The sequence below is a fragment of the Rhodoferax sp. LS1R11 genome (genome assembly GCF_056521395.1).
Genome location: NZ_JBWMAW010000023.1, coordinates 19,511 through 37,873, shown reverse-complemented (window position 1 = coordinate 37,873; position 18,363 = coordinate 19,511). Strand labels below are relative to the sequence as shown.

The following is an 18,363-nucleotide window of genomic DNA, read 5'->3' as shown; positions in this document are numbered from 1 at the left end:
TTTGTTAACCTGCAACCTTCACTTCAAAATAAATCGTTATGTTGCACACCCACGATATTGAACTGATTTGCAACGCAAGCCACGGTGATCCGTTTGCCGTGTTGGGGCCGCACACCGTGTCGGCAGACAACACCTCGGTGCGCTGCTTCCTGCCGGGCGCCCGAAACGTTGACGTGCTGGGCGCAGACGGACAGCCCTTGGGCAGCCTGGTGCAGCAACACCCGGCCGGTTTTTTTGAAGGCGTGGTACCCGCCCCTCGCACCGCGCACTACCAACTGCGCGTGCACTGGGGAGATGGTCACAAAGCCACCCTGGAAGACCCCTATCGCTTCCCGCTGGTGCTCAGTGACATGGACATCTGGCTGCTGGGCGAAGGCACCCACCTGCGGCCTTACGAAGTATTGGGCGCCCTGCCCTGCACGATGGACGGGGTAACCGGCACCCGGTTTGCCGTCTGGGCTCCCAATGCCACGCGCGTCAGCGTGATGGGCGACTTCAACTATTGGGACGGCCGGCGCCACCCCATGCGCCTGCGCCGTGAATGCGGCGTCTGGGAGCTTTTCCTGCCTGGCGTACATGCCCGGGCCCAATACAAGTACGAGATCCGCGCCCAAAACGGCCAGGTGCTGCCCGCCCGTTCTGACCCTTACGCCCTGCAAGCCGAACTGCGCCCGGCCACCGCCAGTGTGGTCAGCCAACTGCCGCCCTTGGTCGCGCCGTCGATGACGCGCCAGCAAGCCAATGCACTGGACGCGCCCGTCAGCATTTATGAGGTCCATCTGGGCTCCTGGCGGCGCATCACCGAAGACGGCGACCGCTGGCTGAACTGGGACGAACTCGCCGACACGCTGGTGCCCTACGCCCGTGACATGGGCTTCACCCATCTGGAGTTGCTGCCCATCAGTGAGCATCCCTTTGACGGATCATGGGGCTACCAGCCTGTGGGCATTTATGCGCCCACCTCCCGCTTTGGCGATGCCGCCGGGTTTGGCCGACTGGTGGCACGCTGCCATGCCGAAGGCCTGGGCCTGATCCTGGACTGGGTACCCGCCCATTTCCCGACCGATGCCCACGGCCTGGCCAATTTTGATGGCACCCACTTGTACGAGTATGCCGATCCGCGCGAGGGGTTTCACAACGACTGGAACACCCTGATCTACAACCTCGGGCGCACCGAGGTCAGCAACTTCTTGGTGGGCAACAGCCTGTATTGGCTGGAACGCTTTGGCGTCGACGGCCTGCGTGTGGACGCGGTGGCCTCCATGCTGTACCGCGACTACAGCCGCAAGGCCGGCGAGTGGATTCCCAACGTTCACGGTGGCCGGGAAAACCTGGAAACCATCGCCTTTCTCAAACGCATGAACGAGGTGATTGGTGTGGAGCGGCCGGAGGCCATCACCCTGGCCGAAGAGTCCACCGCTTTTCCCGCCGTCTCGCGCCCCACCTACGCGGGCGGCCTGGGCTTTCACTACAAATGGAACATGGGCTGGATGCACGACACCCTGTCCTACATGGCGCGCGACCCGATTCACCGCAAGCACCACCAGAACGAAATCACCTTCAGCCTGGTCTACGCCTTCAACGAGAACTTCGTGCTCCCCATCTCCCATGACGAAGTGGTGCACGGCAAAGGCTCCTTGCTGAACAAGATGCCGGGCGACCGCTGGCAACAGTTTGCCAACCTGCGCGCCTTTCTGGGCTACATGTTCGCGCACCCGGGCAAAAAACTGCTGTTCATGGGCTGCGAATTTGCACAGGACCGGGAATGGAACCATGACCAGAGTCTGGACTGGCATTTGCTCCAGGAGGCGCCCCATGCAGGCGTTCAGCGCCTGGTGCGCGACCTGAATACCTTCTACCGCAACACGCCGGCCCTGTACCAGCGCGACTTTGTGCCCGAAGGATTTGACTGGCTGGAGCACAACGACGCCCAGAACTCCGTCATCAGCTTTGTCCGCAAAGGACACGACAGCAACACCTTCATCGTCGCGGTTTGTAATTTCACACCGACGGTGTGGAAAGGCTACCGCCTGGGCGTGCCCAAACAAGGTACCTACCACGAACGCCTGAATACCGACTCCAGCCACTACGGCGGCGGCAACAAAGGCACGCCCATGGGAGCCGCCACCGCCGAAGACACGCCATGGAACGACCAGCCCCACTCCATCGTTTTGACCCTGCCGCCCTTGGCCACGGTCTTGCTCGAATGGAAAGCCTGACGCCGCCCGCTGCCCCCGTCCTGCCACCGCTGCAAGCGGGCCAGCCCTGGCCGCTGGGTGCCACGTTTGATGGCGCCGGCGTCAACTTCGCGGTGTTTTCCGCCCATGCGCAAGCCATGGAACTGTGCCTGTTTGATGCCACCGGAACCCGGGAGCTGGCCCGGCTGCGCCTGCCCGCCCACACCAGCGACGTGTGGCACGGCTACCTGCCGGATGCCCAGCCAGGACTCCTGTACGGTCTGCGCGCGCATGGCCCGTGGCGGCCCGACCGGGGGCACCGGTTTGACGCATCGAAACTGCTGCTCGACCCCTACGCGCGCGACATCGTGGGCACCTTCACCTGGCATGACGAACACTTCGCGGGCGACCGCCAGCACCCACGCCACATGGACACCCGTGACAACGCCAGCCTGACGCTCAAGGCCCGCGTCACCCACGACGCATTCGACTGGGCCGATGACCGGGCGCCGCGCATCGCATTGGCTGACTCGGTGCTTTATGAATGTCACGTCAAGGGGTTTTCAAAACTCAACGAACAGCTGCCGCAGGCCCTGCGCGGCACCTACGCCGGTCTGGGCCACGCGGCCTCCATTGCCCACCTGCAGGGCTTGGGCATCACGGCCGTCAGCCTGCTGCCGGTGCACTACGCCCTGAGCGAAGAGCGCCTGAGCGCCATGGGCCTGAGCAACTATTGGGGTTACAACACCCTGGGCTTTTTCTGTGTTGACCCGCGCCTGGCCAGCGGCACACCCGGCCAGTCACCGCGCGATGAATTCCGCACCATGGTCAAGGCGCTGCACGCGGCAGGGCTGGAGGTGCTGCTGGACGTGGTCTTCAACCACACCGCCGAATCAGGCGAAGACGGCCCCAACATCAGCTTTCGGGGCCTGGACAACGCCAGCTATTACCGCCTGCTGACCGACGCCCGCGACCTGTACGAAAACCACAGCGGCTGCGGCAACACCCTGGATATTCGCCACCCGCGCGTGCTGCAGATGGTGATGGACAGCTTGCGTTACTGGGTGCTCGACATGCATGTGGACGGCTTCCGGTTTGACCTGGCCTCGGTGCTGGGCCGGGGTGACCATGGCTTTGACCGCCAGGGCGCGTTTTTCACCGCCGTCGCCCAGGATCCCGTGCTCTCCCGAATCAAAATGATTGCCGAACCCTGGGACATCGGCCCGGGCGGCTACCAGGTGGGCGGCTTCCCACGCGGCTGGCTGGAGTGGAACGACCATTTCCGTGACAGCATGCGAAATTTTTGGGTACAAAGCTCGGCCTCACCCCACGCCCCGGTGGCGGGCAGCACGCGGGGTGACTTTGCACGGCGCCTGTGCGCCTCGTCCGACCTCTACCAGTCCCGGCAACGGGCACCCGCCGAGTCGGTGAACTATGTCATCTCGCACGATGGCTTCACGCTGCGCGACCTGTTGAGCTACAACCAGCGCTACAACCAGGCCAATGGCGAAAACAACCGGGACGGCCACGGGCACAACCTCAATTTCAATTGCGGCGTCGAAGGCCCGACAGACGACCCGGCCGTCAACCAGTTGCGCGCGCGGCTGCAGCGGGTTTTGATAGCCACCACCTTGATCGCCCAAGGCACGCCCATGCTGTGCGCGGGCGATGAACTGGGCCACACCCAGGGCGGGAACAACAACCCCTACTGCCAGGACAACGCCGCGACCTGGCTGCACTGGGCCGAAGCCGATACCGACCTGATGGCGTTCACGGCACATGCCGTCGCGGTGCGCCGCCAAACCCTGCCTTTTGCCAACCACTGGTATGACGGCCTGGTGGACTCGACCGGGCTGCACGATCTGGCTTGGCTGCAAGCCGACGGAACGCCCCTGCAGGGGGGCGACGCCTGGCGCGACCCGATGCAACGGGTGCTGGGCTGTCTGATTGGCAAGCCCGGACGGGCCAAGACGCCATTGTTGCTGCTGATCAACGGGGACAGTGCCACCCAGTCTTTTGTGTTGCCACCAGGCCGCTGGCAGGCACTGCTGGACAGCAGCCAGCCACGCGGCGTGTCACACCGGGCAGGGCAAAGCCAGGTCGCGTTCGCCGTGCCTGCCCACAGCCTTTTGCTGCTGGGCTGCCAAGGCGCCGATCCCGCCCCGTAAAGGCAACGGCAGGCTGAACAGCACCTTCAAGCGGGCGCGTTCAAACCACCAGCGGGTCTTCCTGCATGGCTTCCATCTGCTCTTCAAGCATCTGCACCTGGCCCTTCCAGTAATCGCTGGAGCCAAACCACGGAAAGTTGATGGGAAAGGTCGGATCGTCCCAGCGCCGGGCCAGCCAGGCGCTGTAATGAATCAGGCGCAAGGTACGCAGCGGCTCGATCAGCGCCAGCTCGCGCCGGTCAAACTCGCGGAACTGCTCGTAACCGTCCACCAGCGCGCCCAGTTGGCGCGTGCGCTGCTGGCGGTCGCCGCTGAGCAGCATCCACAGGTCCTGCACGGCCGGTCCGCTGCGGGCGTCATCCAGGTCCACAAAATGCGGACCGGGGCCTCGGCTGGCGGGCGAGTCCAGCGGGGTCCAGAGAATATTGCCCGGATGGCAGTCACCATGCAGGCGCAAACGCTTGATCGGATCAATTTCCAAGCCTTTTTGGCCTGTAGCCCCCGTCAATGGTGCGCAAGCAGCTATTAAATCAATAGCATCTTGTGAGGCCTTGGCCCAAGCGGACTGCACGTCCAGCGGCACCTTGTCGTTCTTGAGCAGCCAGTCGCGTGAATCGATACCAAAAGTTTGCAGATCCAGTGCGGGCCGAACGGCAAAGGGCTTGGCCGCGCCCACGGTGTGGATGCGGGCCAGAAAACGGCCAATCCACTCCAGCACGTCCGGGTCGTCCAGCTCAGGCGGGCGGCCGCCCCGGCTGGGGCTGACGCTGAAGGCAAAACCGCCAAAGTGGTTCAGCGTGGTGCTGTTCAAGGTCAGCGGCCCGATCACGGGAATCTCGGCCGCCATCAGTTCGGCCGCAAATGCATGCTCCTCCAGAATCTGCGCCTCGCTCCAGCGCTCGGGGCGGTAAAACTTGGCCACCACCGCGGTGCCGTCTTCCAGGTGCAACTGGTAGACGCGGTTCTCATAGGAACTCAGCGCGAGTTGACGGCCATCGCCATACAGGCCGACGCTGGCCAGCGCGTCCATGACGACGTCGGGCGTGAGGGTCTCAAAAGGGTGAAGACCGGGGGAAGTTGGGGAGAGTGGGAGCATGCACGCATTGTCGTGCCTCGGCGTCCACCGGTTAAAACGGCGCGTCCAGATCCCGGTTCCAGACGGGTTTCATTTTGGCGGCCTGCGCCACCAGCGCCTCAAACGGCAAGGCCTGCTTGACCAGGATCACCGTGCAGGGCGCGTCCATCGCCACCTTGATGGGCACAGTGGCCACAAAACGCTGTGTCATCAAGCCGTGGGTCGCGGCGCCCATGACAATCACGCTGACATGGTTGCCCACCGCATAGTTCACCAATGCCTGCGCCACATCGCCTGACTCCAGCACGTGAAAGGACGTTTGGTGCCCTGCCAGATCCAGCGGCTGTGCCCACTGGCGCAAATTGGCCAGGTAACGGCGATGCACACTGGTTTCACTGGACTCATGGCTGGAGGCACTGGTCTGTCCCGACGAGATCACCGTCACACAAGCCAGCCGGGCGCCGGGGCGCGTGCCCAGCGTGCGCTCCACGGCCTGACGCAGCGAGTACAGCGTGGCATCCTGCACATCCTTGTGGGGGATGGCGACCATCACGATGGGCACTTCTTCAATCTGTTGTGCCGGCAGGGGGCTCGGCTGGTAGTGCATGCCCGCGGCCTTGATCCAGCGCTTGAAGTGCGTTCTGAACCCGGTACTCCGGGTGTTGCGGCCGCGCTCAGACACGGTGACATGCTCGGGATGGCGCAAGTCAAATGCCAGATGCGCGGCCGACGGGTAGCGCTGCGCAGCCTCCGGTGCCAGACAACGCAAGATGACTTCTTGCAACCACTCGGGCAACTGCGGCTGCAGCTTGCGCGGCGGCACGGGGTCCATCCACAGCCGCTGGCGCAAACCGCCCAGCGTTTGGGGTGCGCCGAAGGGGAGCTCACCGGTGGCCAGCTCATACAACATCACGCCAATGGCAAAAATATCGCTGCGCGGATCGCCCCGGACCCCCACCACTTGCTCGGGCGCTATCCACGCAGGTGAGCCCACCGCCTTGCGCAGTTGTTCGGCCAGCAAGTCAGGGTAGAGCGCGTTGCAGGACAAGCCAAAGTCCAGCAACACAGCGTTGCCATCCGGCCGGATGAGCACATTGGCCGGTTTCAAATCGAGGTGCACCGTGTTTTGTTGATGCAGACTGTGCACGGCGAGCGCCACTGCCGCGCCCAGGCGAGCCAGGGTCTCGGCGTCCGGACGCTCCGGCGCGTCAAGCCAATGCTGCAGGGTTTGGCCGTGCACGTACTCCATGACAAGGTAGGGCACCTTTTCCAGATCACCGGCGGCCACAAAGCGCGGCACGTGGGCACCAGAAATCACTTGCATGATCTGGTGCTCCACCTCAAAGCTGACAATGTTCTCGGCCCCGTCGCCCGCCGTCATGCGCGGCACCTTCATGGCCATGGGGAAGCCCGGGTCACTCGCCCCGTCGGTGTAATGCACGCGGTAAATATGGGCCATGCCGCCGGAGTGGATACATTCTTCAATGGTGAATCCATCCAGCTGGGCACCGGGCTCCAGCCGCTTCATCGACCCGTCTCCAGGCGGTCCGCAAAATACCCGGGCAAGCCAGCCTCCCGGATCGCCGCCGCCGCCGCGTGGTGGTCATAGGACACCCGGTGAAACGTCAGTTGTGACTTATCGGTATCAAACAAGGCGTACATGGCCTGGGGATTACCGTCCCGCGGCTGGCCGACGGAACCCACCGTGGCCAGCCAGTGGCGATGTTTGGGGACAGGCACCGCCACGCCCGGCGTGGGCGAGAACTTCATAAGACCCGGCCCCGCGCCGCGGTAATAGAGCGTTTGCATGTGCACATGGCCGCCAAAAACGTAGCGCACCTCCGGTATGACGCTGGCCGCGCCCAGACTGGCCGCGGCGCCACGCTGGTCGTACACATAGCGCCAAAGCTCGGGCCCGTCCAGGCTGGCGTGCACCAGCATGATGGCGTGGTGCTGAAGCGTCATCGGCAAGTCTTCCAGGAACGCCCGCTGGCTTTCATCAAGTTGTTCATGGGTCCATTCCGCGGTGCTGTCCCCCATGGTGATGACGGTTGCCGGGGGCGAGATCGCCATCTCGTCGTGGTTGCCCTTGACCAGCAGGGCCCCTTGCGCAGCGAGGGCCTGTGCCTGCCGGACCACGGCGACCGGGTCGGCACCATAACCCACCAAATCGCCCAACAAGGCAAACTGGTCTGCATGGCGTTCGCGGGCATGCGACAGACAGGCGTCAAAGGCCTGTATGTTCGAGTGAATGTCCGACAACAATGCCAGCTTCATGGGTCTCCTTTTTTTATCGCCCCCCGGGCGTGTTGGCGCATCATGCCCGAAGCGCCTGACAGCAAGTTTGCGTGCAGTCTGCCGGGGTCCATTTGACGCAAATCAAGCATTGGCAGGGCCAATGCCCTGTAAAGTCAAGCCATGCAGAAATGGCAACAACGCAAACGACTCATTACCCGGCGCGGGCTGATGTACTCGCTCGTGCTCTGCCTGTTTATTCTGGGTTTGGGCGGCGTCGGGTTCTGGATCCTGGAGCCCGGCGCCGTGACCTTGGCAGACGGGCTCTGGCTGGCGTTCACCACCGCCGCCACCGTGGGCTATGGCGACATTGTCCCCAGCACCCATGCCTCGCGCGCGTTCTCGGTGGTGGTGGTCTTGCTGGGGCTGGCCGTGCTCTCGCTGGTCACGGCCTCGGTGGCGGCGATGTTTGTCGAAACAGAAGAACGTCAGGTTGAACACGACCTGATGTCCGAGATCGGCGCCCTGCGCGCCGAGGTGCGCAGCCTGCACGCCGAGTTGCGCGAACTCAAAACCACCACGCGCGATACGCGCTGAAATCGGCCGCTGGCGGGGCACACTGCAACGACTTGCTATGTGCCCCATCCCACAGACAAATCGCTCTACCTTGTGGATACTGGGTCTTTGATTGTCTGTACCGGGGGCGACCTGTTCCCGCTCTCAGCAGTCCCAACCCAGAAGGGCCTTGTATGCTTTCAATCGCTGTTGTGCTGATCGTTTTGTGGCTTCTCGGATTGATCACCGCCTATACCATGGGCGGCCTGCTGCACATTTTGCTGGTGGTGGCGGTGGTCATGATTGTGATCAACCTGCTGGGGCGGCGCGGCTCGAATTAACACCCCTGCGACGCTGATACACAGCTCAGCGTCAGGATGCGCCCTCCACGCGGATCGCCACGGCCACCCAGCACTTGCTGGTACGCCGCCGCGACAGCCTGAGGGCCTTGATGCTGCTCGGCCACCAGCCACGGATGCGCCGGGTTGTTGACTTGGGCAATGAAGGCCTGCCAGCTTTTGACAAGCCGTTGACCCAGTTCTGGTGCACCCCATTCGGAGCTGCGCTTTTTGATCTGTGCTGGCGCGAAAAACAGGGTGGCCCTGGGACCGGGCAAGTCTTTTGCGCCACCGAGTTGCTCAACGTGCGTGCCTCCGATCGAACTGCTGTATTTGAGATGGGTGAACCGGGTATGAATGGCACGGCGCAAAGAGGCATTTCCGGCAAAATCGATGTAAATGCACGGCACCTCGGCATTCAATTGGTCAAGCTGATCGTAGGTCAACGTACGGTGGTAACAGCCCAGGCCTTCACAAAAGGCCACATGGCCCGGCGACGTCAAACCCACCACGTCAATGCCAGACCGCTGCGCGAGCTGGAACGCTGTGCCATAAGCTGTTTTGCTGGATGCGCTGGACAACAACATCATGCCGGGCTGGTCGGCCGAATCACGGGCGCCAAAGAAATCGTTGTCGGCCAGGAAGTCGTCAATCAGCCATGACGTGATGAACAAGGGACGCAACAAGGCCTGGATGTCTTCGCTGTCGGCGGTGTAAAACGGATCAGCGCTGCTGCGCAAATACTGGTTGTACACCGGGTGCAGGCTGGCGCGGTGCTCCGCTCCATCTGAAAACCCCGCCGGTGAAAGACGCGCAGGCTGTAGCACTACGCTGCTGGACATCGGGAAGTACCCATAGAGCCGCTCACCTACAGCCACGCCTGCGTGCAGGGACTGCACCACGGTGCCAAAACCCCACACCGGAATACGCCCCCAACCGGCATCGTCCAGACCCCCCACAGGAAAGAAGGCCCAGTAGTTCATGGCCTCGCCAAATGCAGCGTAGGTGATGTTGTTGGAGGTCAGGGCAAAGCGGTCAATGCGCACGCGCACCTCGCCCTCATTCAAAGGCTGCTCGGGCATGCTGCGCAGTTCAGCCGTGGCGAGTTGGTCCTTGCGAACCAGGAAGTCAAGTGTGTTCATGGAGAGACCATAAACGAAGCGGCCCGCCCCGACAATCGGTGCAGGCCGCCTTGGTGACAGAGCCCGGGCGCGTGCGCGCCGCAGATCAGGCGAGTGTCAAGGTCACTTCAATGTTGCCGCGTGTGGCGTTGGAGTAAGGGCACACCTCATGCGCTTTGTCGACCAACGCCTGGGCGACTGCACGGTCCATACCCGGCAGGCTGATGAGCATTTGCACTTCGATACCAAAACCGGCAGGAATCTGGCCGATGCCCACCGTGGCATTGATGGTGGTGTCCGCAGGTACGGCCACTTTTTGCAGGCCGGCCACATATTTCATGGCGCCCAGAAAACACGCGCTGTAGCCCGCTGCAAACAATTGTTCGGGGTTGACGCCACCCCCGGCGCCGCCCATTTCTTTCGGGACGCTCAGCTTGACATCCAACAATCCGTCCGATGACTTGGTGGCGCCATCACGTCCGCCTGTGGAGGTGGCGTGGGCTTGATAAACAACTTTTTCGACTTTGGTGACCATGGTATTTCCTTGGAAAAATGCTTCAGCGAAGCGGGTTAAAAACGGGAAGAAACTCAAAAAATCAAATCAGCAAGGCGCTGCGCAAGGCCTGCACCTTGTGGGTTAGCGCCATCAATTCAGGCACCGGACATTGCACCGCGCTCACCACACACCCGGGGACTTTGGCGGCACTGAGTTTGAGTTTTTGTCCACCAGCGGTGAGCGTGATGTGGACCCGGCGTTCGTCGTCGGGCGAGCGGGTTCGAACCAGCAAATCAGCCGCCTCCATGCGCTTGAGCAAGGGGGTCAGGGTGCCAGAGTCCAAAAACAGGCGCTCGCCCAGGTCAGACACCGACAAACCGTCCTGCTCCCACAGCACCAGCATGACCAGGTATTGCGGGTAAGTGAGCCCGAGTGCGGCGAGCAAGGGCTTGTACAGCTTGGTCATCGCCAGGGATGTGGAGTACAGGGCGAAGCACAACTGGTTGTCCAGCAACAGCGCGGGATCGGAGGAGGACTGTGCGTTTGGAGAAATCATGCGTTTATTATTGCACACAATTAAATTGTGTGCAATTAAATATGCAACTCAACTCGCCAGCGAGACGTTCATCGGGCCCTACGCGTCGCTCGCGAGACCGGGCTGGAGACACCCCTCTAAACGCTGCCAACGCTTTGCGGTAAGGTCATCCGACGGCACACCCAAAAAATGATTCACAAGGTGCCTGGAGAAAAACATGTTCGACTACATCATCATTGGCGGCGGCTCGGCCGGTTGTGTTCTGGCGGCCCGACTCAGCGAGAACCCCGACATCAACGTCGCCCTGCTTGAAGCGGGTCCGGCGGACAACAGCGTCTTGATTCATTGTCCGGCCGGCTTGGCCGTGATGGCCAAGACGGGCATGGCAGGCTGGGGGTTTGAGACTGTGCCCCAACCCGGACTGAACGGCCGCAAAGGCTACCAGCCGCGCGGCAAGGTACTAGGCGGCTCCAGCAGCATCAACGCCATGATTTACACCCGCGGCCACCGCGACGACTACGACCACTGGGCCGCAGAAGGCAATACCGGCTGGGGATATGACGACGTGCTGCCCTACTTCAAAAAAGCCGAAAACAACGAACGCGGAGCCGATGCCTTTCATGGCACCGGTGGACCGCTCCATGTGATGGACCTGCGCAGCCCCAACCCGTATGGGCCCTTGTTTGTGCAGGCTGGTCAACAGGCCGGATTTCCCTACACGCCAGACTTCAACGGCAGGAACCAGGAAGGTGTCGGCATGTACCAGGTCACGCACAAAAATGGCGAGCGCTTCAGCGCGGCCAAGGGCTACCTGACCCCCAACCTCGCGCGGCCCAACCTGCACGTCTTCACGGAAGCCCACACCACCCGCATCCTGGTGGAGCGCAAACGCGCCGTCGGGGTGGAATTTCAGCACGAGGGCCAGCTCAAACAGCTCAAGGCCTCGCGTGAAGTACTGCTGTGTGCCGGCGCCCTGCAATCGCCGCAAATTTTGATGCTCTCAGGCATTGGGCCGCATGCCCATCTGGTGGAGAACGGCATTGCCACCGTGCATGACCTGCCAGGCGTAGGCCAAAACCTGCATGACCACATTGACGTGGTGCAGGTCGTGGATGCACCCCACGCCAAAGACCTGTTTGGCCTGTCGCTCAATGGCATGGTGCGCGCGATCAAAGGGATATTTGAGTGGCGCAAGTCACGCTCCGGCATGCTCACCTCCAATTTTGCGGAAGCGGGTGCCTTCATCAAAAGCCAGGACAGCGAGACCATGCCGGATCTGCAACTGCACTTTGTGGTGGGCAAACTGGTGAACCACGGACGCACCACCACCTTGGGTCATGGTTACTCTTGCCACGTGTGCCTGCTGCGCCCCCTGAGCCGCGGCACCCTCAAACTGGCCAGCAAAGACCCCTGGGCTGCACCGCTGATTGACCCCAACTTTCTGGGTAATCGCGACGACATGGACCGCCTGATTCGGGGCTTCAAGGTGATGCGGAAGATTTTGTCCCAACCGGCCCTCGCGAGCATGGGCGGCAAAGAACTGGCGTCGTCAGCCAACGCCAAAACGGACTCACAGATTGAACAATTTATCCGGGACCATGCCGACACCATTTACCACCCGGTGAGCACGTGCCGCATGGGCTCTGGCGCCATGGACGTGGTGGACGCCCAGTTGCGCGTGCATGGGCTGGAAGGCCTGCGCGTGGTGGACGCATCCATCATGCCGCGCGTGGTGGGGGGCAATACCAACGCGCCCGTCATCATGATTGCCGAGAAGGCCGCGGACATGATCAAGGCGGCCCAGCGGATCTGACAGAAAAGACGGACAAAAAAAAGGTGCCCTTGCGGGCACCTATCAAGCTTTTTTCTGGAGAGAAAGAGTTAACCGGTTGCTTAGAAAGCGTAGTTGAAGCGGACGCGGAAACCAGTGTCATTGGACTCGACGCCAGTCGCACCGATTTTGCCAGTGGAAGCCGACAGCGCGGGCGTGATGGTCGCGCCCTTGATGCCAAACAAAGGCATGGCGTAGGAAGCGTACACGGTTTGCACGGTGTCCTCACCCACAGCAGCTTCGGTCTTGGCAGAGATCACACCCACCACCAAAGAGCCCACTGCAGCAGTCAAGCCCAAAGAGCTTTGGCTGTCGCGGCTAGCTGCATCAGTCTTGCCGCTGGCAATGTTGCCGGTCAATGTGAAGCCACCAAAGTTGTAGCCCACAGTGGCGCCAACACCAGCGACGTCGTTGTTGGAGCCAAAGTATTTTCCGGACTCAAAACCCAGGCGTGCGGTCAACGGACCTGCGGCGTAGGACAGTACGGGACGCACACCTTTAGCCATGTTGGCAATGCGGTGTTCGACCACACCGATCTCCAAGCTCAAACCGCTGCCGAGGTTGACGGTGCCGGCCGCGTGAAATTGGTTGCTGTCCTTGCGACCGCGCAGGCTGTTGGTGCCGTACACATTGCCAGCGTGGTAAACCAATGTGTCTTGTGCCAATGGGAACAAGTCAGCAGCTTCAAAACGGCCGAGCTTCACGTCGCCTTTGGACGATCCGACCTGGACCCACATGTCGTCAGTGGCAACGCCACCGGTCTTTTGTGCCAGGAAGGAGGCGCGAGCGGCCACAAACATGTCGGCACCGGCTTTGCTGGCAGCGTTCAATTCAACGCGGCCGCCCTGGGTCAGACCCTTGTCGGTAGTGGCGATGTTGTCAACGTAAGAACCGCTGTGGTAAGTGTTGTCGAGCTCGAGGTTGGCATCAAATGCAACAGCCGCAAAAGCAGCGCCACCCAAAGACAAAACAGCTGCAGCAACAGCGGTACGAGCAGACAACTTGACGATTTGATTCATGGAAATTTCCGGTTAGATGATCTTGAAAAACAGCAGCACTGAGCTTTGCCGAATTGGCCTTTGGCTTTCAAAGGACGTTCCAATTGTTTCTTTGAACCGAATTTTTTTTTCAAATCATCGGGAAAACACCAAGAAGGGTTACAAACAAGTTACAGAACCGTTTTTGTAAAGCTATCACTCTTGATACACATCAAACATGCTTAATTAATGAAATATGAACTGGTGTAAACCACTAGTCTTTTTGGGGCTTTTCAGTTGGAGTTACACAACAAAACAGAAAATTTGCAAGGTCTTCACAACACAAAAATGTAAAAAAACCACTTGATTGACAAAAAACAATGCTTTATCCCGTTGTCGGCCGACACGATCTCCTGCAAAAGCACGCCGGGCACCGATGTTGCAAAACCTTGACACTGGTACATTCGCCCAAGCGCTTGCGTTTTTTCCTACGCCCAACTCCGCATGAACTTTTCTGATCGCCCCAGGCTCAACGCCGTTGCCGGTCCCATCCTGGGCGAATTTCTGCTGGGCTACAGCGTGGCCCTGGCGGGTCTGTGGCTGGCGTCACACGCGTCAGACGGCGCGGCAGGCAGCTTCGGGCTGGCCAACCAGGTGCTGGAAACCCTGTTTGTGGTGTTTCGGGTGCTGGCCATCGGCATGGGCGTGGTCATCACGCAAATGCTGGGCGGGCAACAGGACGACGCGGCGCGGCGGACTGCCCTGTCAGGCCTGGGCGCCTGCACCTGGGCCGGTCTGGCGGTGATGACGTTCTTGCTGCTGGGCAATGAGCTCATTCTGGATGTGCTGAACGCCCCCGAGCCCATCTGGCCCCTGGCCGCACCCTACCTGCAGTTACTGGCACCCGCCGCCCTGCTGGAGGGCTACAACCTGACCATGGCCTCCATCCTGCGGGCGCACCTGCACGTGAAAGACTCCCTGCGGGTGATGATCGCCATGCAAGGTAGCCACCTGCTGCTGGCTGTGCCGTTGATGCTGGGCGTGGGCCCCTGGGAGGGCATGGGCCTCTATGGCTTTGCCGTGGCCTTGCTGGCCAGCCGCGCCCTGGGCTTGTGGCTGCATCTGGTGCTGTGGAAAAAGCGGATGAATCTGGTGCCCAACGTGCGCCACTGGTGGGCTTTGCAGCCCCGTGTGTTGAAGCCGGTGCTGCGCATTGGTGTGCCAGGCGCCACGGCCGAGCTGGGTTACCGTGCCGCCTTCATGGTGTCACTGGCCACGGCCGCCCGCTTGGGTGTGGTGGCCCTGGCCACCCACTCCTATACCCTGCAACTCCTCAAATACGTGCTGCTCATCAGCCTGGCCATTGGCTGGGCCTGCGAGATCATGGTGGGGCGCCTGGTAGGCAGCGGGCAGTTTCAGCAAGCGCACACGCTGGTCATGAAAGCGGTACGCAACGGACTGGTGGCCTCGGGCGGCATGGCGCTGGGCGCCGCGTTGGCAGCGCCCTGGCTGCTGCGAATCTTCACCAAAGACCCCCAGGTCATGGAAGCCGCGCAAACCCTGTTGTGGATTGCCATTGCCCTGGAGACCGGGCGCGTGTTCAACCTCATCGTCACCGGGGCCTTGCGCGCCACGGGTGACGCCATCTACCCGGTGGTGGCCAGCGTCGGATCGTTCGTGCTGGTGCTGGGGCTGGGCTCCTACTACCTGGGCCGCGCATGGGGGCTGCCGGGCATCTTTGTCGCGTACGCCGCCGACGAATGGGTGCGCGGCTTGCTGATGATGGCGCGCTGGCATTGGCACGGCTGGCTGCCCCATGCCCGCAAGGTCCAGCGCAGAGTGCGAAGATTATGATGAAAATAGCCTGTAGCCCACGTCCACCGTGCACAAGAAGCTATTAATTAGATAGCAAAATAACGTCCAGAAAGCCATGACAAGAAAAACTACAAATGCTTTCTGGAGCAAGTCACTCCAGCGCACACTGACCTCTCTGACACGCACGGCCCTGCGCACCGGAACCAAAGCAGTCAAGCAGTCGCTGCGCGCAGCCCCGAAAGCGCGCAAGGCCACGGCCCCCAAACGCACACGGACCGCAACACCACGTTCATCTGCAGCCCATTGGCACAAGGGCGTGGCCCTTGGCGCCACCGGCGCGCGGGGTTACCACCTGTACAAACCGCCGGGTGTGCGCCGTACCGAGCGGCTGCCGCTCCTGGTCATGCTGCATGGCTGTGCGCAGGACGGGGCCGCCCTGGCGGCCAGCAGCCAAATGAACCGCATCGCCGCGCGCGAGCGTTTTTTGGTGCTGTACCCCGAGCAGGACCGCCTGGCCAATGCACAAGGGTGCTGGAACTGGTACGACACCCGCTCAGGCCGCGCCCAGCGCGAGGCTGACTCGATCGACGCGGCCATTGACCAGGTCTGCCTGCTGCAGCCGGTCGACCCGAACCGCATCGCCCTGGCGGGCATCTCGGCCGGGGCCAGCACCGCCGCATTGATGGCGGTGCGCCACCCGCAGCGCTACCGGGCCATCGCCATGCATTCAGGCATTGCGCCGGGCGCGGCGCAGTCGTCAGCCACGGCGCTGAGTGCCATGCGCGGTCGCCGTTCAGCACCCCCGCTTGCGCCCTTGTCTGCTGGCGAACACCTGCCCGCGTTGCTGATCATTCAGGGTAGCGCCGACCCGCTCGTGGCACCGAGTAACGGCGTTGCCGCTGCGCAGCTGTGGGCGACCCGGGAAGAAGCAAGGCCGGGCATTCCCCGCACCGTGCAACGCGGTGCGCGCTACGCCGCCACGATCACCGACTACAAAAACAAAGGGCGCCTCGTCGCGACCCTGTGCGTGGTCAGCGGCTTGGCCCATGCCTGGAGCGGCGGCGCGGCGGGCAAAGCCTTCAGTGACCCCAAGGGCCCGGATGCGTCCAAAATGATCTGGGCTTTTGCGGCGAAGCAATTTGCCAACCGAGCCACCGACAAAACCTGAGCGCCGGACTCCCGATCAGACCAGCGGCCGTTGTGGCGGACGCCCGTCGCCGTACAGGTCGGCCAGGCGCACCAGCGCCTTCACATCGCGCATGTACAGACGTCCGTCAAGTACCTGGTGCAAACCACGCTGCTCCAGTTTGCGCAGCGTCTTATTGGTATGCACCAGAGACAAACCCAATCCATCCGCGATGTGTTGCTGCGTCAGAGGAAACGGCACGCCACTGGCCCCCGCATCGGCTTCCATGGCTGCGGCACGCTTGAAGAGAAGAATCAGCAGCATGGCAATGCGCTCTTCGGCGCTTCTTCGCCCCACCGAGAGCAAGGTGTCATCGACCAGGGACTCTTCGTGCGCGGTCAGCCAGGTGATATTGAATCCCATGGTGGGGGACTGGCGGTGCAGCTGCCAGAGGGAATCGCGCTGAAAAACGCAGAACAAGGCGTCCGTCAGGGTCATCACCCCGTGCGCTGCGGCATCCCCCATCTTTTGCTGAACGCCGATGAAATCTCCCGGCAGCAGAAAACTCAGGATCTGGCGGCGTCCATCACTCAGGGTCTTGAAGCGAAAAGCCCAGCCCTGGCGCAGCGTGAACAGCGGCGCGTCGGTCTGGCCCTCGTGAATCAAGGTCTCGCCGGCACCCAAACTCATCTCGCGCCGCTTGAGGGACTGCACCAACTCAAGCTCCTCGGCGGTATGGTCCAGGAACAAATTCAATTGCCGCAATCGGCAGTCGTTACAGAGGATTTCGGCCAAGTGTGTCTTTCATGTTGAAGAAGCGGGCATCCCCGGCGGGCCGTGTCTTTTGACATAGCAAGCAGAAAAGCGGGCGCATACATTGCATCTCTATGTTCATCCCTGATACACCACCGGTCATCTTAGCTGCGCCAGAGTCGTCAATGGAAGACCTGTGGCCGACATGCATCGATTTTTCCTCATCGATTTCACCAAGGACTTCGTCATGATCCGACCTGCCCCCAGACGCTCCACCCGTATTACACCCGGCGTATTGCACGCCAGGTACAGCCACAAGAACGAGCCCATCAACTTTGACCTCAGTCCAACAGGGTCACTGAGACTGCCTCCGCCGCTCGCTGCAGACGATTGGAACGACTTGTTCAATGCCGTCAAGGATCGGCTCAGGTTTCTCGTCGGCGAGCGGCCGGAGAGCACGGGCCACCCAGTCCGCAGCGGTATCCTGGATTGCGTTGAGGCGCTGGACCAGCTTCATGCAGCGCAAAGAGATGCCCAACGGCACAGCGAGCATCTGGACCTTCAGGTGTTCGATGCGCAGACCCAATTGGCCCAATTGCGCAACGACCTCGCAGCGACCATCGTACGGGAGCAGCATTCACGTTATTTGTCGCAACACGACGGATTGACGCAATTGGCCAACAACCGCTACTTTCGCGACCGGCTTCAACAACGACTGATGCAACTGACCGACAGTGACTCCGGGTTGGCGGTGATGTACATCGACCTGGATGGCTTCAAGCAAATCAACGACACCCATGGACACGCAGCAGGTGATGAGCTGCTCAAGATCATCTCCGCACGCCTGATGCAAAGCGTGCGCAATGGCGACATGGTGGGCCGTCTCGGTGGCGACGAGTTCGCCTGCCTGCTGGCCGGGCAACCCAGCCGCCTGCAACTGGGCTTGCTCGCCAGCAAATTGTTTGACCATGTGTCCGCGCCTATCCAGATCGGCCATCTCACGCTCACGGTTCCCCCCAGCATCGGCGTGGCAATAGGCGCCCCCGGTGACGAAGGTGCCGAGTCCTTGTTAAAAAACGCCGATGCGGCCATGTTCAAGGCCAAGCGCAGCCAATCCGGCTATGCCTTCTTCGATGAACTCCCGGACGCGTGATCAAACCA

General features: G+C 61.6%; 16 protein-coding genes. 8 read left to right on the top strand and 8 right to left on the bottom strand.

Annotated elements, in window-relative coordinates; translation table 11 throughout:
- The first annotated feature begins 38 nt into the window (after positions 1-38).
- Positions 39-2,219 (top strand): 1,4-alpha-glucan branching protein GlgB, encoded by a 2,181-nt coding sequence (glgB, locus tag AC097N_RS19685; protein ID WP_479583770.1) that lies wholly within the window; start codon positions 39-41, stop codon positions 2,217-2,219.
- On the top strand, positions 2,144-4,345 hold the full coding sequence (glgX, locus tag AC097N_RS19680; RefSeq protein WP_479583769.1) for a glycogen debranching protein GlgX: 2,202 nt from the start codon (positions 2,144-2,146) through the stop codon (positions 4,343-4,345). The genes glgB and glgX overlap by 76 nt, the downstream gene beginning before the upstream one ends.
- A gap of 40 nt (positions 4,346-4,385) precedes the next feature.
- Here glgX and AC097N_RS19675 read toward each other — a convergent pair whose 3' ends face one another.
- From AC097N_RS19675 to AC097N_RS19665, 3 genes are read right to left on the bottom strand one after another with little or no spacing between them, the layout of a single operon-like run.
- Positions 4,386-5,441, bottom strand: coding sequence for a serine/threonine protein kinase (locus AC097N_RS19675; RefSeq protein WP_479583768.1), 1,056 nt, complete (start codon positions 5,439-5,441; stop codon positions 4,386-4,388).
- A 31-nt stretch (positions 5,442-5,472) separates the two neighbouring features.
- Positions 5,473-6,948 carry a serine/threonine protein kinase gene (locus AC097N_RS19670; RefSeq protein ID WP_479583767.1) on the bottom strand — a complete coding sequence of 492 codons (1,476 nt, stop codon included), beginning with the start codon at positions 6,946-6,948 and terminating at the stop codon, positions 5,473-5,475.
- Positions 6,945-7,697 carry a metallophosphoesterase family protein gene (locus AC097N_RS19665; protein WP_479583766.1) on the bottom strand — a complete coding sequence of 251 codons (753 nt, stop codon included), beginning with the start codon at positions 7,695-7,697 and terminating at the stop codon, positions 6,945-6,947. The genes AC097N_RS19670 and AC097N_RS19665 overlap by 4 nt, the downstream gene beginning before the upstream one ends.
- 141 nt (positions 7,698-7,838) lie before the next feature.
- Between AC097N_RS19665 and AC097N_RS19660 the strand changes: the two genes are divergently transcribed.
- A complete protein-coding gene (locus AC097N_RS19660; RefSeq protein ID WP_479583765.1) occupies positions 7,839-8,252 on the top strand; it encodes a potassium channel family protein in 414 nt (137 codons plus the stop codon).
- Positions 8,253-8,404: 152 nt separating this feature from the next.
- A complete protein-coding gene (locus AC097N_RS19655; protein ID WP_479583764.1) occupies positions 8,405-8,551 on the top strand; it encodes a lmo0937 family membrane protein in 147 nt (48 codons plus the stop codon).
- On the opposite strand, the gene AC097N_RS19650 is transcribed toward AC097N_RS19655, so the two are convergent.
- The 3 genes from AC097N_RS19650 to AC097N_RS19640 all read right to left on the bottom strand — a co-directional run bounded on the left by AC097N_RS19650 (position 8,548) and on the right by AC097N_RS19640 (position 10,721).
- Entirely contained in the window at positions 8,548-9,690 is a 1,143-nt protein-coding gene (locus AC097N_RS19650) for a DUF2855 family protein (protein WP_479583763.1), read from the bottom strand. The genes AC097N_RS19655 and AC097N_RS19650 overlap by 4 nt on opposite strands.
- 85 nt (positions 9,691-9,775) lie before the next feature.
- Complete coding sequence (locus AC097N_RS19645; RefSeq protein ID WP_479583762.1) at positions 9,776-10,204, bottom strand: organic hydroperoxide resistance protein; 429 nt, start codon at positions 10,202-10,204, stop codon at positions 9,776-9,778.
- 61 nt (positions 10,205-10,265) lie between these two features.
- Positions 10,266-10,721 carry a MarR family winged helix-turn-helix transcriptional regulator gene (locus AC097N_RS19640; RefSeq protein ID WP_479583761.1) on the bottom strand — a complete coding sequence of 152 codons (456 nt, stop codon included), beginning with the start codon at positions 10,719-10,721 and terminating at the stop codon, positions 10,266-10,268.
- A gap of 196 nt (positions 10,722-10,917) precedes the next feature.
- Between AC097N_RS19640 and AC097N_RS19635 the strand changes: the two genes are divergently transcribed.
- Positions 10,918-12,513 (top strand): GMC family oxidoreductase, encoded by a 1,596-nt coding sequence (locus AC097N_RS19635; protein WP_479583760.1) that lies wholly within the window; start codon positions 10,918-10,920, stop codon positions 12,511-12,513.
- An 80-nt stretch (positions 12,514-12,593) separates the two neighbouring features.
- Here AC097N_RS19635 and AC097N_RS19630 read toward each other — a convergent pair whose 3' ends face one another.
- Positions 12,594-13,550 carry a carbohydrate porin gene (locus AC097N_RS19630; protein WP_479583759.1) on the bottom strand — a complete coding sequence of 319 codons (957 nt, stop codon included), beginning with the start codon at positions 13,548-13,550 and terminating at the stop codon, positions 12,594-12,596.
- A gap of 462 nt (positions 13,551-14,012) precedes the next feature.
- On the opposite strand from AC097N_RS19630, the gene AC097N_RS19625 reads away from it, so the two are divergent.
- Positions 14,013-15,362 (top strand): MATE family efflux transporter, encoded by a 1,350-nt coding sequence (locus tag AC097N_RS19625; RefSeq protein ID WP_479583758.1) that lies wholly within the window; start codon positions 14,013-14,015, stop codon positions 15,360-15,362.
- 76 nt (positions 15,363-15,438) lie between these two features.
- Entirely contained in the window at positions 15,439-16,491 is a 1,053-nt protein-coding gene (locus AC097N_RS19620) for an extracellular catalytic domain type 1 short-chain-length polyhydroxyalkanoate depolymerase (RefSeq protein WP_479583757.1), read from the top strand.
- A 15-nt stretch (positions 16,492-16,506) separates the two neighbouring features.
- Here AC097N_RS19620 and AC097N_RS19615 read toward each other — a convergent pair whose 3' ends face one another.
- On the bottom strand, positions 16,507-17,244 hold the full coding sequence (locus tag AC097N_RS19615) for a Crp/Fnr family transcriptional regulator (protein ID WP_479583756.1): 738 nt from the start codon (positions 17,242-17,244) through the stop codon (positions 16,507-16,509).
- A gap of 205 nt (positions 17,245-17,449) precedes the next feature.
- Between AC097N_RS19615 and AC097N_RS19610 the strand changes: the two genes are divergently transcribed.
- Entirely contained in the window at positions 17,450-18,355 is a 906-nt protein-coding gene (locus AC097N_RS19610; RefSeq protein ID WP_479583755.1) for a diguanylate cyclase domain-containing protein, read from the top strand.
- The last annotated feature ends 8 nt before the right edge of the window (positions 18,356-18,363 follow it).